Origin of the sequence: Arthrobacter sp. MYb227 (genome assembly GCF_002975435.1) — a bacterium.
Lineage (GTDB): Bacteria > Actinomycetota > Actinomycetes > Actinomycetales > Micrococcaceae > Paeniglutamicibacter.
In genome coordinates this window covers 354,014-370,442 of record NZ_PCPT01000001.1, presented here as the reverse complement: position 1 = coordinate 370,442, position 16,429 = coordinate 354,014, and the positions used below count along the sequence as shown (strand labels likewise).

Here is a 16,429-nt window from a genome sequence, read left to right as displayed (position 1 = left end):
GGTGCTGGTACTTACACGGAAAGTCGGAGAAAAAATCCTGATCGGCGAGGACATCGTGCTGACGATCCTTGAGGTGCGTGGTGATTCGATCAAGGTTGGTATTGATGCTCCGCGTGATGTCAAAATCCAGCGTGCAGAAATGGTTGCCGCGGTGACCGAAGCCAATCAGGAGGCAGCCGCCGCGGCTTCTGCTGGATCGTCCACGGAGGCACGGCTCAAGGAACTCTTCGGAAACAAACCGCCAACCGGTAACTAAAGTTCTTTCGGAGGCTATGTTGCGCCGCGCGCCGCAACAGGCGATCCATGCCGTGCGTTTATTTTTCATCTTTATGTACAGAACCTTCCTTACCTCGAAGCGACCTGCGGGTCTTTGTAGACTCTGCGCCGAGCGCGAAAATGACCCCGAAATTAGCACTCGCCTTGACCGAGTGCTAATGGTTGCCTAAAGTCAATGGTGTTGCTTGTTGATTCAACGAGCAGCGAAAGCCTGAGGTAATTCGCCAGCTGGCACCGCGACGACGGTTGGTACCACCCGCACGGCCCGTAAACCATTGGTAACTTACGCAAAGGAGAGACGATGTCCGTCTCCATTAAGCCTCTCGAGGACCGCATTGTCGTCCAGCCACTCGAAGCAGAAACCACCACTGCTTCAGGTCTGGTCATCCCCGATTCCGCCAAGGAAAAGCCACAGGAAGGCAAGGTCGTAGCAGTAGGACCGGGCCGTGTCGATGACAACGGCAACCGCGTTCCTGTCGACGTAGCCGAGGGCGACGTCGTAATCTACTCCAAGTACGGCGGCACCGAGGTCAAGGTTGGCGGTGCAGAGTACTTGGTACTCTCGGCCCGCGACGTTCTGGCCATCGTCGTAAAGTAGTTTTCCTTCATAGAGCCCCGGCCCCAAAGCCGGGGCTTTATGTAGCTTACAAGGAGTAAGACATGGCAAAGCAGCTAGCTTTTAACGAGGACGCTCGACGCGCCCTCGAAGCGGGAATTGATAAGCTCGCAAACACCGTCAAGGTGACCCTCGGTCCCCGCGGTCGCAACGTTGTCCTGGCCAAGGCCTGGGGCGCACCGACGATCACCAACGATGGCGTGACCATTGCTCGTGAAGTTGAACTCGAGGACGCCTACGAAAACCTTGGCGCGCAGCTGGCCAAGGAAGTAGCAACCAAGACCAACGATGTTGCAGGCGACGGAACCACCACCGCCACCGTGCTGGCCCAGGCACTGGTCAAGGAAGGTCTGCGCAACGTCGCGGCCGGAGCCGACCCACTGAGCCTGAAGCGCGGCATTGAAGTTGCCGTCGAGGCAGTTGCCGCACGCCTGGCCGAGAACTCGGTTCCGGTTGCCGGCAAGCAGGTTGCCAACGTTGCAGCGATCTCCGCACAGAGCGAAGAAATCGGTGAACTGTTGGCTCAGGCCTTCGAGACCGTTGGCACCGACGGTGTCATCACCATCGAAGAATCCTCAACCACGGCAACCGAATTGGTTGTCACCGAGGGCATGCAGTTCGACAAGGGCTACCTGTCCCCGCAGTTCGTCACCGACGCGGAGCGTCAGGAAGCCGTCCTTGAGGACGCGCTGATTCTGGTTAACTCCGGCAAGATCTCCACGGTTGCAGAATTCCTGCCACTGTTGGAAAAGGTGCTCGAAGCCAAGAAGCCACTGCTGATCCTGGCCGAAGACATCGAGGGCGAAGCACTTTCCACCCTGGTTGTTAACAAGATCCGTGGCACCCTGAACGCGGTAGCGGTCAAGGCTCCTGGCTTTGGCGATCGCCGCAAGGCCATGCTGCAGGATATTGCCATCCTCACCGGTGCACAGGTTGTCTCCCCGGACCTGGGGCTGTCCCTGGATACCGTGGGTCTCGAGGTATTGGGTTCGGCTCGCCGCATCACCATTACCAAGGATTCGACAACCATCGTTGATGGTGCCGGAACCGCAGAGGATGTTGCGGACCGCGTATCGCAGCTTAAGGCAGAACTGTCCCGCACCGATTCCGAGTGGGATCGCGAAAAGCTCTCCGAGCGTCTGGCAAAGCTTGCCGGTGGCATCGGTGTCATCAAGGTTGGCGCAGCCACCGAGGTCGAGCTGAAGGAACGCAAGGCACGCATCGAAGATGCTGTCTCCTCCACCCGAGCCGCGCTCGAAGAGGGCATCGTTGCAGGCGGCGGTACGGCACTTGTTGACGCGCTTGCCGTGCTGGACACCAATGCAGATGTGCTCGCCCTAACCGGCGACGCGGTGGCTGGTGTTGGCATTGTTCGCCGTGCCTTGGTTCAGCCGCTGCGCTGGATTTCGCAGAACGCTGGCTTCGACGGCTACGTAGTGATCTCCAAGGTTTCCGAATCCGGACCCAACGAGGGCTTCAACGCTCTGAGTGGCGAATACGAAAACCTGATCGACGCCGGTGTCATTGACCCGGTCAAGGTCACCCGCTCGGCGCTGCGTAACGCAGCATCGATCGCTGCTCTGGTGCTGACCACCGAAACCTTGGTTGCCGAAAAGCCGGCCGAGGAAGAAAACGCACACGCAGGACACGGCCACTAGCAAACGCTTAAGGAAGTGGCGGGGTGTTTCTCAGGTAGTACTGGGCAGCCCGCACTAGATGCCGCCGGATCTTGTTTCTCTTGTCTCAAACGACGGGAGGACGGGGCCCGGCGGCATTGTGTATTCCGTCGAGAGGCTGGGGACCCCACGGTGCGATGCAGCATCTGTTCCTGGGTGCAGGCCAGCCCCAAAGCATGAATAACGAATAAGTAACGATTCTTTGATATTCTGAAGAGCCGCGGGGCACGCCGTTCGACCCCCCGCCGAAAATCCCCAGACTCCCCAGGATGTGGCACTTCTATGAGCGCACGATCATCTACGAGTAAGGTAGCGCCGAAAACACGAATAACCACCGGGCTCACCGCAGAATTCAGGCCAGAGCTCCAGGGCTTGCGCGCGCTCGCGGTGCTATTAGTGATGGTCTACCACGTCTGGGTTGGCCGCGTCTCGGGCGGCGTCGATGTCTTCTTGATGCTTTCGGCATTTTTCCTGACCGGGTCCTTTATTCGTAAGGTTGAAACCGGGAGAAAACTTGCGCTGAGTAGCTACTGGCTCAATGTTTTTAGGCGGTTACTTCCGGCGGCAGTAGTGGTGCTCCTAGCTACTCTCATTGCCAGTGCTGCACTCTTGCCCAAGGCTAGGTGGAGTTCCATCATGGAACAGATCACCGCAAGCCTCTTCTACGTCCAAAATTGGCAATTGGCCAAGGACTCGGTTGATTATTATGCCGCTAACCACGCAACAGCTAGCCCCCTACAGCACTTTTGGTCCCTTTCAATCCAGGGACAAATCTTCATTCTCTGGCCACTCTTGTTGCTGGGCGGCATGCTCATCTGGAAGAAGCTGCGTGGCAAGTTCCCAGTACTGAGCTACCGAAGCGTCATGGGCATCATTTTTGGTGCTGTATTTATTGCCTCGCTGGGCTACTCAATTAGTACAACGGCAAGCCGGCAGGAATGGGCCTATTTCGATACTGTTGCACGCCTGTGGGAATTTGCCCTCGGTTCGCTGATAGCCATTTCTCTGCCATTGTTGCAAAGAATTCCCCGGGTGATTAGTGTCCCGCTGGGCTGGGTAGGACTTGCCGCGATCATTAGTTGCGGAATGCTGCTGCAGGTCGAATACCAATTTCCCGGGTACCTTGCGCTTTGGCCGGTGCTGGCCGCGGGAGTAATTATTCTTGCCCCTGCTAGCCGTTGGGGGGTCAACCGGGTTCTGGCACACCCGGCGCTGGGCTGGCTGGGGGACGTCTCCTATGCACTGTATCTGTGGCACTGGCCGGTAATGATTTTCTTTCTCGTGGAATCCGGACAAGATGGCTTCTCCTTAGGGGAGGGGCTTGGATTGATGCTGATTTCATTGTTGTTGGCATGGGCAACCACCCGCATCATTGAATCTCCCATGCGTTCATGGACTTGGCTTTCGGCCAAGCGCCGGCGTGTGGGTTGGGGCATCGCAGCATTGATCGCAGTGGTGATGGTGCCACTTAGCGGCTGGGAATACCAGGTAAGCGCCGAAGAACGCCGCGCAGCAGCACAGCAGCCCTACGATAATCCCGGAGCGGAAATTCTCCTGCCCGGATTCACCGACGAGGCAAACCCTAATGCGGTAATGATTCCCTTGACCAGCAAACTCGATGAACAATGGTCAAACTACGGTGAAGACTGCTCAGGAGAATGGGCCCCGGAGCAGGACAGTATGGAAAACTGCCAACAAGGTGGTAACCCACAAGCAAGCAAAACCATCGTGCTGGTTGGCGACTCACACGCCCAGCACTGGAGCGGTGCCGTGGATGTCATGGCCACCAAGCAAGGCTGGCGCTGGATACTGCTGACCAAACCCTCTTGCAGATTCGGGGGACCTTCTGAAACTAGGGGGGAAGAATGCGCAGCGTTCAATACCGCGGCATCTGAATACGTCCTCGAACATAGCCCCGATGCCGTGATCACCCTTGGGTCATTTAGCGTGCTTGGCGAAGACGAAGACGGAAACACTCCCGCGGCACAAGAACATATTGTTCCCGGCTATGAACAAGGCGTGCGGCCCTTCCTTGACGCAGGGATACCTGTGGTCGCTCTGCGAGACACCCCGCGCTTTGTTAATCCGCCACCAGAATGTGTTGACCGGTTTGGATCCGAAGCCCCCGAGTGCCAGGCCTCAGTCGAAGACCTGCTCGCCACCGATTCCCCGCTGCTCGAGTTGGATGAAAGCGGCAGTCTGGGCGAGAACTTTTCGACAATGGATATGAGCGAGGTACTGTGTCCCGATGGTATCTGCAAACCAGTCATTGGAAACGTCCTCGTTTATATGGACGAATCCCACCTCACCGGGGTATTTGCCCGAAGTGCGGCAGCCGAATTTGAGCGGCGTTTTCTCGCATCGCTTAACCCCTCCTTGCAATAAAGTTTGTTTCACAATCCGACCAAGGCCAGAACACCTGGAAAGTTCCGAGACCAAGGGACTGCCACACATAACTTTTTGATGGCCGATAAAAAACCTTAGACGGTATCGTAGTCTTTTCTAGAGGGTCAAGAGCGGATTAGAGGTTTCATCAGTTCCGCACCAAGGGAAGGCAACGAAGAAACCAATGACTTTTCGCGGGCCCCTGCATTCCCGAGTTTCTCACAAACACCGCATCCCAAACCATGGGTAGGTACGAACAAGACGATTCGCGACCCTATGGTGAGTTTGGAAGCACAAAGCTTGGCCGATTGTTGCTCGCTATCCTGAGCTGGTGCCAGCGTAAGCTCATTGTTCCGCCAACCGAGCTGCTCGCACGCAGCAGAAGCAAACGAAGGCTTCTTGCCCACACTCGACGCTGGCGGATCTGCGGGGCCATGGGACTGCTCGTACTGATCATTGCCGCAGCATTCACCGCCGGAAGCATCGCTATTGATCAAAGAGACTTCGAACTGATCAAGTCGCAAGAAATAGCGCAAGGGACGCTGCTTCTTGAGGACTATTCTGCTTGCCTGATGGACATTGACCTGCACGGCCAAACCATCACCGCAAATACATCGTGCAGCACCGGATTTACATTCCCCGCAGGTACACAAATTTCTGTCGTACAAGATCCAGCTGACTCCACACGATATTTGGCTGTGGCACCAGGCCAAGACTGGGATCATGACCCGGTAGACACGATCATCATCGGCTCCATGATGGGCTTGATGATTGCGGGATTCACTGTCGTCATGGGCCACCGACTACTGCCTCGACCGAAGATGCCAAATCGACAACCTGCCATCGAAAGTGCGCCCCTGGAACAAACAAATGACCAAGCGCGATATGCATTCTCTGCCGCGCTCGAGAATACCGATGCGGCCTTGGAACAAAAGAAGCATCAGATCGCGGGTACCTGGTCGAACCTTGCCGAAACGAATATCCGGATCCGCGGCACCCTGTTAGGAATCTTATTGATTGCGGTGACAGTGCTGGCATTCATATTTGGTGCAGCAAATACCGCTGAACTTTCTCGAGACAGGTATCTGGTTCGCAGCGAACCCGTGCTCACCACAGTCATGCTAGAAATTGGAGGGCGGGGTAATAACGCTAAAGTACGGCTCGGAATTAAAGTCTACGAACTCGAATACGGGTTGCGCTGGGAACTCTTGAGGGAAACAGGCCAAGAGATTCAGGTTGTCAAAGACCCTGCGGATCCGGAACGACTGATACCCGTCGAAATTGATAATCGGCGGGGGCTGATTGGATTTGTACTAATCAACTTACCGACGATCCTTGTGTGGATCGCTTCGATCAGTTTCTTAGTCTGGATGTTTATTCCAGATGAAATCGTGGCGCTCGCCGAGCGCATAAACAAACGACTTGGCATAAAGAAACGAACCCCGCGGCATTAGGTGCACTCACCAAATTCTCCTCAAAAGGGGCAAATGCTTGAGACTATCTGGTGGGAGAGGGAATTTGAGGGACGTAAGAGGTCACCCAAATTTCGGCTCAATAAACGTTGCGTTGGCCACACCTATGCCCCGGGGAATGTCGCTTGCATCAGAAGCGTTCTAGGATGTAATCAATCCCCGCACCGGCGTGAAAGGTCCACCGTGACTGAGTTCAATCCATTTGCCTTTGAAGGCCTCACCTACGATGATGTTTTGCTGCTTCCTGGCCCAACGGATGTGATTCCTTCCGAGGCGGATACAACCACGCGCCTGACCAAGCGCATCAACATCAATATCCCGTTGCTTTCCGCTGCAATGGATACGGTTACCGAAGCCCCGATGGCCATCTCCTTGGCACGTCAGGGCGGCATCGGCATCATCCACCGCAACTTGTCAATTGAAGATCAGGCCAAGCAGGTTGACCAAGTCAAGCGCAGCGAATCGGGCATGATCACCGATCCGGTGACCGTTCACCCCGGCGCAACGCTTGCAGACTGGGACGATTTGTGTGCGCACTACCGCGTTTCCGGACTTCCGGTAGTCGATGAGAACCGCAAGCTGCTGGGTATCATTACCAACCGCGATACCCGCTTTGTTCCGCGCGAAACCTTCATGACCACCAAGGTCTACGAGGTGATGACAGCGATGCCGCTGATCACCGCCAAGGTCGGGGTGCCGCGCGACGAGGTCATCAATTTGCTGGGCAAGCACCGCATCGAGAAGCTTCCACTTGTCGATGACAATGGCATCCTGCAGGGCCTGATCACCGTCAAGGACTTCGACAAGGCCGAGCAGTACCCGCTGGCCACCAAGGACGAAGACGGCCGGTTGCGCGTTGGCGCAGCGGTTGGATTCTTCGGCGAAGGCTATGACCGCGCCATGAACCTGATCGATGCCGGTGTAGATGTACTTGTCGTTGACACAGCAAACGGTCACTCCCAGGGCGTGCTGGATATGATTGCCCGCCTGAAGAAGGATCCGGCGGCAGCACACGTGGATGTCATCGGTGGCCAGGCAGCAACCCGCGAGGGCGCCCAGGCATTGATCGACGCAGGTGCCGACGCCATCAAGGTTGGCGTAGGCCCGGGCTCCATCTGCACCACTCGCATTGTTGCTGGCGTCGGTGTCCCGCAGGTTACCGCCATCTACGAGGCAGCCAAGGCTGCTATCCCCGCAGGTGTTCCGGTGATCGCCGATGGCGGTCTGCAGCACTCGGGCGACATTGGCAAGGCACTGGTGGCCGGTGCCGACTCGGTAATGCTCGGATCCCTGCTTGCAGGTACCGCAGAATCGCCCGGTGACCTAGTCTTCATGAACGGCAAGCAGTTCAAGGCCTACCGTGGCATGGGTTCACTCGGGGCCATGGAAACTCGTGGCAAAAATACCTCCTACTCCAAGGACCGCTACTTCCAGTCGGATGTTCCGTCCAACGAGAAGCTCATCCCGGAAGGCATCGAAGGCCAGGTTCCATACCGTGGCCCGCTTTCGGCGGTGTCCCACCAGTTGGTTGGCGGCCTGCGCCAGACCATGTTCTATGTCGGTGGCCAGAACATTGCCGAACTGAAGAAGCGTGGCAAGTTTGTTCGCATCACCGCAGCTGGCCTGAAAGAATCGCACCCGCACGACATCATGATGACCGTCGAGGCCCCGAACTACCGTTCACGCTAAACCTCATAGGGCTCTGACCAATGGCTCCTCATGCCTCCCGAATACTCGGGTGGGCGTGGGGAGCCATTGGCATTTCACCGCCATCATCCAAAAGGCCACCACGACGTTGACAGTCGTGGGCAAGGTTACTGTCGGTGGGAACCTGCCCGCAGAAAGAAGCGCTCAGGGAACACTAAGATTGAAACTATGACTTCCGAACGTAAGGTACTTGTTGTCGCGATCGTCCTTGGTGCTGTGGCTATTGCATCATTCATCTTTTTCATGGCCGGAGGCCTAGAAATGTTTATGGGTCTCTTGCCTGATATCAATCTAGTTTTGGCACAGGCACATTGATCTTGGAGGCCCCGCGAAGTGAACGACAGTTAGATCATCTCGAAGCCGTACCTTCCGCGCAGGATACCTAGCACGGTGATCCGCCGTGCCGTTTATGAGGATGCCCGGTCGATAGCCCAGGTGCTGGTGGAAGCATGGCAGGCAGGCTACAACGGAATACTTGAGGAGGCTTTCCTTGCCTCCATGGACGTCGAGACGATCACCAAACGTTGGGAACGTACTCTTGTAGATCAAGACATTGTTGCGCACCCTTTGGTCCTGGAGACGCACGGACGAGTAATTGGCTTCAGCCATTTTGGTAAGCCTCGCGACACCGAGGGCACCTGCATCGGCGAACTCTATGCATTGAATGTGCTTCCCGAAGTGTGGGGACGCGGGTTTGGTAGCCAGATACTTGCATCAGCCACCGCTGAACTACATGAGCTTGGCTATGAACGCGCATATTTGTGGGTGGCTGAAGGCAATGAGAGAGCCAGCGCACTTTATGAGCGAAATGGTTGGAAACCTACGCCTAACACCAAAGAAGATTCTCGCTTCGATCCGCCCCTGCTCGAACATCGCTACGAGCGCCGATTGCGGGTAGCCCGCTAAAGCGCTGGAGTGATTAGCGATCTAAAGCGCCCGGTGATTCACTAATCGAAAGGTGACCGTGGTCGTGGAGCTAAGATTCCATCAATGATTAGATCTACTCGTTCGTTGTAAAAGCACACGAGTCCAGATAACCGCTCCAACCCGCGTACCGGCTCGGCGTAGCTCCAAGCAACTTCGGTTTGGGTAGCATCCTGCGCCTTCCAATAGTTTGCGCGTCCCTTGTAGGGGCACATGCTACTCGAAGTGGTTGGCTGCAAGTGCTCCCACATCACCGAATCGTGCGGCAAGTAGTATCTGGCCGGAAGCATCGTTTCGAAGAGTATCTCCGGGGTGCGTGTCTCGGCGAACAGCACACCATTGAATTCAACCCTCACATGTCGGCTACTTGAACGAACATCGATTCTGTGAAAAGCATCTCTGGCGTGGGCAAAGAGTCGCTCTTCTTCCTCAAACCAGTCAATCGCGTGAAAGTCGAACTCAATATAATCTGCAAGTTCGGGATCCGCAAACTTAAATGCGGCACCTTCAAGCACCTGACCGGCAACAAGGACGTCCAAGATCATGCCGGTGGCTGAATGCAAGAGGAATGCATCATCTGGGAAAAGCATCCGAGGAGTATCTATTTGCTGCGGCCGTGCCGAAGACTGCGCAAGTGGTACCAGCACATCGGAGGCTGGAACCGCATAGATGGGAGTGATGCGCATAGGCTCCCAAATCAAGACCGCTTCCCGCGTATCAAGCACGGCGATGCCCCGGCTAAACGCTCGAATCCACTTGCTTGTGGGTTCATAGCGAAGTTCCGGCAGTATTTGGTTCATAGTGTTCAATACCCGAGTGGCCACGGGGCAAGTATGAACCCATCAAATCCGGGAAGCAAGATCAAATTTCTGTCACTTTGGCAAGTTCTCACCGGCGAGTGCCGATCCGCTAGAAAACAGTCACGAACGAACGCCGACGCAGCGGCATGCACGGCCTAAGATGAAGTTCAAAATGGATGGGTGTACCCATGTTGTTTCCACCGGAAGCCACGCCCGTCTGGTCTCCTAAAGGGGGAACCAAAGTGAGCGAGACCGAGGAAACGATTAAGCGTTATAGCACCGGCATGCTGCGTGAACGCGTTCATACAGCATTGCGCGCTGAAGGACACGAACCCGAAGTCCTCAAGGCAAGTGATCTAGGCGAAGCCGATCACTTCCATATTGGTGGCCGAGAGGCAACACAATTCGTTGCCCTGAAGCTGCACATTGGTTTGGGAACTAGGGTGCTGGATGTCGGAAGTGGACTGGGCGGACCCGCCCGATACTTTGCCTCCCAAGGGGCCGTGGTCACGGGAGTGGATATCACTTCCGAATTTGTGGATCTTGCAAACGAACTGGATAACGCCTGTGGGATGGGCGGTTCAATCACCATGCTCAGACACCCCGCGCAACACACCGGCCTAGCCGCAGAATCGTTTGATACAGCGGTGCTGATGCATGTTGGTATGAATCTTGGGGAGAAACGTGCGGTGTTCACAGAAATTTTCAGGGTATTGCGTCGTGGCGGATCGCTGGGAATTTACGATCTGATGGGTAGCAACGAGCTGACTTATCCACTTCCTTGGGCAGACTCAGCAGATACATCCCATGTGGAAAGCGGTGAGGCATATATTGACCACCTCATCGGGGCAGGCTTTGACGTTTCACAAAATATTGATCGTCGCCACGAAGCACTCGCACTCGCCACCCGCATGCAAGCGGGTAGACCGGGACCACTTGATATCCCGATTGTGTTGGGCGATCGACCTGAGCTGCGCATGAAACATGTCTTCGAAGCGATCGCTGCTGATCTGATAACGCCACGGCTGATCGTTGCGGTTAAACCGGATTAGATGTTCGAACTCGCCTAGCCGTGCAAAGGTGGGGGAGCGCCCCCTGAGTTACGATCATGCCCGGCTGTGAGCTCATTCCCTTCAAAAGCTGGGGCGAAGCCTCTGCTTAGAAACGGATGAATGGCTTGAGCGTGCTTCCACTTTTGGAATCGGCACCAGCATTATTGATGTCATTAATCATGTAGTTCTTGGTGAGTTTGTCGGAAGAGAATTTTCCGTCGTCGTAAAGATTGATCTGTTTCGGGATAAAGGGCCGTGGAGCGGTATCTCCGTCGATGAGCAGGCTCAGCTTCAGGCCACTGAGCAGGACCGGCTAAAGATCAATGCTTGCTTCGGTACTCGGAGCGACAGCGCCCTGCAAAGTACCATGCCCGCGTAGTCCCCAAGAGCCGCCCATCTGGCGGAATACGGACTTATTTCCCGTGGTATCCAGCGGCGAATGATATTTCAGCAACCGGCTTTCTAGCCCGTGCGTATTTTGGGCCGATGGCAACCAGAAATCGACCAATTTCGCCACTGTCAGACCATCCACGCGGGGTCGTGCTGACCCCCGAAAAGCGCGGAAAAATCGCTTGGCACCAGCACCCCCCTGCCTGCAGATTATGGCTGATCACGGCCGCTAGCGAGCGCTACATAGGTGCGTACGTGGGACCTGGTGAGCCGCGTAGAATGTTCAGATGGCGTTGCCCCTTCAGATGAGCGGGAAACCCCCGCACCCCCGCGCACGTAAATAAGGACAACACTTCAATGGCTCAGCCAAAAAACCTAAAGAAACTCACCCGAGACCGCATGGCTCGTACCGGTGAGAGCTATACGACCGCACGCAAGCACATTCTTGCGGCCAAGCCGGAGCGTCCGGCCAATGCGCTAGAAGCCGCAGAGGCAGCGGCTGCCGCGGAAGAAGCAGAGCTGCCAGAATACCCAGCACCAGAAAATGTCATCCAATACGACGCAGCACTCTGGCACCGGGTACTCACACAAGCCGGAGTTACCCACCCGATCACCGGTGAACCAATTTCCGAAGCAATGCTCGCTGGGCTGGCAGGTGGCATCGGATTCATGATCTTCACCTTCGAATATGACTCTGTCACCACTGCGACAATCGTCACCCGTGCGCACCCCGAACCGTACACGGCAAACCTGCTGACACGCTGCGGTGCCAAGGTCAACGAACGCACCACCGGCAGTGCCCGACTTGCCGCCGAATATCTGGATGCCGGATTGGACGCAGGCCGTGCCGTGGTGGTCCGCGCCTCCGTTGCAGCGTTGCCGTGGGTTGATGCCGAAGCCATTGAAGAATCCGATGCCATCGACCTGGTGGTGGTGGGAGAGCACGGAGATGACCTGCTTATCGACGACGGCTCGGGATCGCTGACCCCAATCTCACCTTCAGACCTTGCCTTCGCACGTGCTCAACGCAAGCGCGATAAGCACTGGCAAGCCTGGATCCCCACCAGTACCGGGCCATCGGCCTCGGCGCTGGCCAAGGCGGCTCGCGAAGCGATAGACCAGATGACTTCACGTATGTTGGGCACCAGCGAACTTGAAGGAATCCCTACCCACTTCGCGAAAAACTTCGGCATTGCAGGGATGAACAACTGGGCCGAGCGCCTCCGCGACACCACCACACGCAAGGGCTGGACCAGAATCTTTGAGGATCCAACGCGCCTAGAATCCGGGCTCAACCAAATTTTGGGTTTCCTCACCGATACCCGTTTTGGCGGAATCGGTGCATTACGTGGTCAGTACGCAGACTTCCTCACCGAGGCGGCAACGCTTCCGGGTCTCCGCGCGCTGGAAACACACGTAGCAGATTACTCACACCTAGCCCAGGACTGGATCGTCTTCACCGATTTGATCGACCCTGAGATCGATGTGGAAGAGCGTTCGGCACATTTCGCTACACTTGCCGATCAACTAGAAATCATCGCTCAGGGTGAACACGCCGCCGCGACTGCACTTAGCGCAACGCTAGAGCAGCTAGGGAAATAGCACGGACTACAGATGCTGTTGTGGGCGGGGAAGCTGCGCGGGTAGCTGCAAGCCCCCGCCGCTCGCATCGTAGCTGGTAGGCTGGTTCGGTGACTTATGAGATTGAAATCGGCCGCTCCAAGCGTGCAGCCCAGGCGTACTCCCTTGATGATGTGGCGATTGTTCCTAACCGTCGCACCCGTGACCCACATGATGTCTCGGTCAAGTGGCAGATTGACGCATACTCCTTCGAGACCCCGATCCTTGGTGCCCCCATGGACTCGGTCATGTCCCCGGCAACAGCAATTGCCCTTGGCAAGCTCGGTGGCCTAGGCGTTCTAAACCTTGAGGGTCTGTGGACCCGCTACGAGGACCCGACCAAGGTGCTCGAAGAAATCGCGGCACTGAAGTCGGCCGATGGCGGCCACTTTGACCCGGCAATCACCAAACGATTGCAGGAACTCTACGCAGCACCGATCCAGCCCGAGCTGATCACCGCGCGTCTTGCCGAGATCCGTGAATCGGGTGTAACCGTTGCAGGGTCACTGACCCCGCAACGCACCCAGGAACACTACAAGACGGTTGTTGAGGCCGGCGTTGACGTATTTGTCATCCGCGGCACCACCGTCTCCGCAGAGCACGTCTCCAAGAACCATGAACCGCTGAACCTCAAGCAGTTCATCTACGAACTCGACGTTCCGGTCATCGTAGGCGGCGCCGCGGGCTACACCCCGGCCCTGCACCTGATGCGCACCGGCGCCGCAGGTGTGCTCGTGGGCTTCGGTGGCGGTGCCTCTGGCACCACCCGTCGGGCGCTGGGCATCCATGCACCGATGGCCACCGCCATCTCCAACGTTGCAGCAGCACGCCGCGACTACCTGGATGAATCCGGCGGCCGTTACGTCCACGTGATCGCCGACGGCGGACTGGGCACCAGCGGAGACATCGTCAAGGCCATCGCCATGGGCGCCGACGCAGTAATGCTCGGTACCGCACTGGCGCGCGCCGCAGAAGCGCCTGGTGCTGGCTGGCACTGGGGCATGGAAGCCACCCACGAGAACAACCCGCGTGGCGATCGGGTCAAGGTTGGCACCGTCGCACCACTGGAGCAGCTGCTCTACGGTCCTTCGCACCACACCAACGGAACCTCAAACCTAGTTGGCGCACTGCGCCGCTCGATGGCCACCACCGGCTACTCGGATTTGAAGGAATTCCAGCGCGTGGACGTGGTAGTTTCACCCTACGAAGCGGACTAATGTATTAGTTTTTTTGCAACACCGTCGAAGGCGACCGTGTTTCAGCATCTTGTGATCAACAATTTACTGAAATCGGTCGCCTTTTGCGTAGCTCCACCACTTATACTTTGTGCGCTAATAAAGCCTGCGCCATAGCGCAAGGCTCCTGTACGCTACAAAACAGAGCCACTAGCGCCCCCCCGACCGCCAAACCACGCTTCCCCGAATTGATGCAAACAACAATGCAAACCCCCCTACAGCATGCTCCCGCTCAGAACACTGAACCAGTGGCCAGCGCGGATCTTGTGGTGTTGGAACTTAACGTGCCACATCGTGAGGCAGCGGTGGGAGTGCTTGCCGAAAAACTGTATGCGGCAAGTCGTATTGAGAACCTTGAAAAGTTCTTGACCGAGGTCGACAGGCGCGAACATCAGCTAGCCACGGGACTTCCCGGCGGCATCGGCATTGCTCATGCTCGCTCCGAAACAACGACTCAAACAAGTATTGCCGTGGGTGTTGTAGCCTTCGGTAAGGGCATTGATTTTGGGGCTGTAGATGGCGCAGCCCAGGTGGTACTGCTACTGGCAACACCGGCAACCAGCTATTCCGCACATCTGAATATGCTTGCGGCCCTAGCTAGATCGCTGTCTAAGGATTCCTTTAGAACCTCGCTACGGCGCGCCCATGATGCCGAAGTTATTGCCGAACTTATCAACTCAACAATCGATTTTTCAACGGTTTAGCGTCCAAAATAGCTCGTGGTACGGCGGGGTAGCGGCACAGCATGTGGCCAATCTCGCGTGAACGAATGAGACAGAAGATTAGTTCCATTCGCTCTTAGCTGCCGAATCGACGTACGGTTGTATAGTGCTGAAAACTGCCCTTAAACCTCGTTGGATTCTGTCCCTGCTCGGTGCCCTAGTGGTCGCCACGGGCTTTGTCCTGCTTAGCCAGTGGCAGTTTAACCGCTCCGCCACAGACGCCCCACCGCCGGTGACCACCACCGAAAATCCCGTGGCTCTCACCTCTCATTTCAAGCCCACAGAAGTTCTGATGGCTAAAATGGCCGACCAAATGGTCGAGGCCACCGGGCATTTCCTACCCGGAAAACAGATCCTGATCAGTAACCGGCTCGAAGGCGGTGAGAAGGGCTACTGGGTAGTCGCACCCTTCGAAGTTGATGGCGCTCCGGACAACAACACCATCCCTGTGGTACGTGGCTGGCAACCCGATGAAAGCGACCCGGCACCGGCTCCCACCGGAACCCTGCAGCTCACCGGGCGTCTATTGCCTACCGAGGCGCCCAAAACACGAACGGGTGATGGCATCGTCTTTGACTCATTGTCGGTAGCCGAACTGATCAATATTTGGGATGTTCCTTCCTACAGTGGATTCCTCGTGGCCGGACCGGTCACCGGTGAAAACCAGATGGATCGATCTGCCGAAGCCACAGGGCTGATCCAAGTTGATGTGGGCCCGCAGCCGCAGGAACGCCAGATCAACTGGCTCAATATCTTCTACGGCATCGAATGGGTTGTCTTCGCCGGATTTGCAGTATTCCTGTGGTATCGCTTGGTGTCAGATGACTACCGTCGCCAACAGGAAGATATTGCCGATGCGGCGGCAATCGCCGCCGGATTAGACCCGGTCGCCGTCTACCAAAACATGGCCGGTGCACCAGGGGCAGACCCGGCGCAACGCACCCAAAGCACCTCAACACCTATTGAAACCAAAGACACGAAGGACCAGAAGTGACCGAGCAATCATCCACACCTAAAGTGCGCCGCTTTGCCGGCACCCCGGCCCAGATCCGTAGCGCCTCAAACTTCTACAAGGTGCTTGCCTACGCAACCGGTGTGATGCTCCTGCTGCTCTGTGCTGAAATGATCATCAAGTACTTCTGGCATCTGGAACTCTTCATCGGGGGCACCTTGCTTGATGGAACTTCTAACGCGGTCAGTTTTGTCAACCGCGCGGATATCACCGGTGGCATCAACATCTCGCTGATGATCCTGATCGTGCACGGCTGGATGTACGTGGTTTACCTGCTTGCAGATTTCCGTCTCTGGTCCCTGATGCGCTGGCCCTTTAGCCGCTTCATCACCATCGCGCTGGGCGGCGTTGTCCCGCTGCTGTCCTTCTTCATGGAGAAGAAGGTCCACGTTGAAGTCGAGCGTGAACTTGCCTCGCACCCGCAGGCAGCCAAGCGCTACTAGACACCGACACCCAAGCATCACGGTATATCTTGCGAAGGTCCGCACACTGTTCCATCCGGTGTGCGGACCTTCGTCGTGTGGCCATCAGCAGCAATTGTG

At 56.5% G+C, this 16,429-nt stretch carries 15 protein-coding genes; 14 read left to right on the top strand and 1 reads right to left on the bottom strand.

What is annotated here, in order from left to right; all coding sequences use genetic code 11:
- The first annotated feature begins 1 nt into the window (after window position 1).
- From csrA to CQ018_RS01665, 8 genes are all read left to right on the top strand, one after another.
- Entirely contained in the window at window positions 2-256 is a 255-nt protein-coding gene (gene csrA, locus CQ018_RS01695; RefSeq protein WP_105548665.1) for a carbon storage regulator CsrA, read from the top strand.
- Window positions 257-577: 321 nt separating this feature from the next.
- Window positions 578-874, top strand: a complete 297-nt coding sequence (gene groES, locus CQ018_RS01690) for a co-chaperone GroES (RefSeq protein WP_071213005.1) — start codon at window positions 578-580, stop codon at window positions 872-874.
- A gap of 62 nt (window positions 875-936) precedes the next feature.
- Entirely contained in the window at window positions 937-2,550 is a 1,614-nt protein-coding gene (groL, locus tag CQ018_RS01685; RefSeq protein WP_105548235.1) for a chaperonin GroEL, read from the top strand.
- Between the two features lie 300 nt (window positions 2,551-2,850).
- A complete protein-coding gene (locus tag CQ018_RS01680) occupies window positions 2,851-4,953 on the top strand; it encodes an acyltransferase family protein (RefSeq protein ID WP_105548234.1) in 2,103 nt (700 codons plus the stop codon).
- 242 nt (window positions 4,954-5,195) lie between these two features.
- Window positions 5,196-6,407, top strand: coding sequence for a hypothetical protein (locus CQ018_RS01675; protein WP_146111789.1), 1,212 nt, complete (start codon window positions 5,196-5,198; stop codon window positions 6,405-6,407).
- Between the two features lie 201 nt (window positions 6,408-6,608).
- On the top strand, window positions 6,609-8,114 hold the full coding sequence (gene guaB, locus CQ018_RS01670; RefSeq protein WP_105548232.1) for an IMP dehydrogenase: 1,506 nt from the start codon (window positions 6,609-6,611) through the stop codon (window positions 8,112-8,114).
- 186 nt (window positions 8,115-8,300) lie between these two features.
- The gene (locus tag CQ018_RS19975; RefSeq protein WP_181149687.1) at window positions 8,301-8,447 is read left to right on the top strand and encodes a hypothetical protein; all 147 of its coding nucleotides are present in this window, start codon (window positions 8,301-8,303) and stop codon (window positions 8,445-8,447) included.
- Between the two features lie 75 nt (window positions 8,448-8,522).
- The gene (locus tag CQ018_RS01665; protein WP_105548231.1) at window positions 8,523-9,038 is read left to right on the top strand and encodes a GNAT family N-acetyltransferase; all 516 of its coding nucleotides are present in this window, start codon (window positions 8,523-8,525) and stop codon (window positions 9,036-9,038) included.
- 41 nt (window positions 9,039-9,079) lie between these two features.
- Here the strand turns inward: CQ018_RS01665 and CQ018_RS01660 are convergent, their stop codons facing one another.
- Entirely contained in the window at window positions 9,080-9,856 is a 777-nt protein-coding gene (locus CQ018_RS01660; RefSeq protein ID WP_105548230.1) for a DUF427 domain-containing protein, read from the bottom strand.
- Between the two features lie 242 nt (window positions 9,857-10,098).
- On the opposite strand from CQ018_RS01660, the gene CQ018_RS01655 reads away from it, so the two are divergent.
- The 6 genes from CQ018_RS01655 (at window position 10,099) to CQ018_RS01630 (ending at window position 16,330) form a co-directional block, all read left to right on the top strand.
- Window positions 10,099-10,908, top strand: coding sequence for a class I SAM-dependent methyltransferase (locus CQ018_RS01655; protein ID WP_181149686.1), 810 nt, complete (start codon window positions 10,099-10,101; stop codon window positions 10,906-10,908).
- A gap of 747 nt (window positions 10,909-11,655) precedes the next feature.
- Window positions 11,656-12,900, top strand: a complete 1,245-nt coding sequence (locus CQ018_RS01650; RefSeq protein WP_105548228.1) for a BtrH N-terminal domain-containing protein — start codon at window positions 11,656-11,658, stop codon at window positions 12,898-12,900.
- Window positions 12,901-12,989: 89 nt separating this feature from the next.
- On the top strand, window positions 12,990-14,135 hold the full coding sequence (locus CQ018_RS01645) for a GuaB3 family IMP dehydrogenase-related protein (RefSeq protein ID WP_105548227.1): 1,146 nt from the start codon (window positions 12,990-12,992) through the stop codon (window positions 14,133-14,135).
- 221 nt (window positions 14,136-14,356) lie between these two features.
- Window positions 14,357-14,857 carry a PTS sugar transporter subunit IIA gene (locus CQ018_RS01640; RefSeq protein WP_258142364.1) on the top strand — a complete coding sequence of 167 codons (501 nt, stop codon included), beginning with the start codon at window positions 14,357-14,359 and terminating at the stop codon, window positions 14,855-14,857.
- Between the two features lie 124 nt (window positions 14,858-14,981).
- Entirely contained in the window at window positions 14,982-15,869 is an 888-nt protein-coding gene (locus CQ018_RS01635; protein WP_258142363.1) for an SURF1 family protein, read from the top strand.
- Window positions 15,866-16,330, top strand: coding sequence for a DUF3817 domain-containing protein (locus tag CQ018_RS01630; RefSeq protein ID WP_105548224.1), 465 nt, complete (start codon window positions 15,866-15,868; stop codon window positions 16,328-16,330). The genes CQ018_RS01635 and CQ018_RS01630 overlap by 4 nt, the downstream gene beginning before the upstream one ends.
- Window positions 16,331-16,429 lie beyond the last annotated feature (99 nt).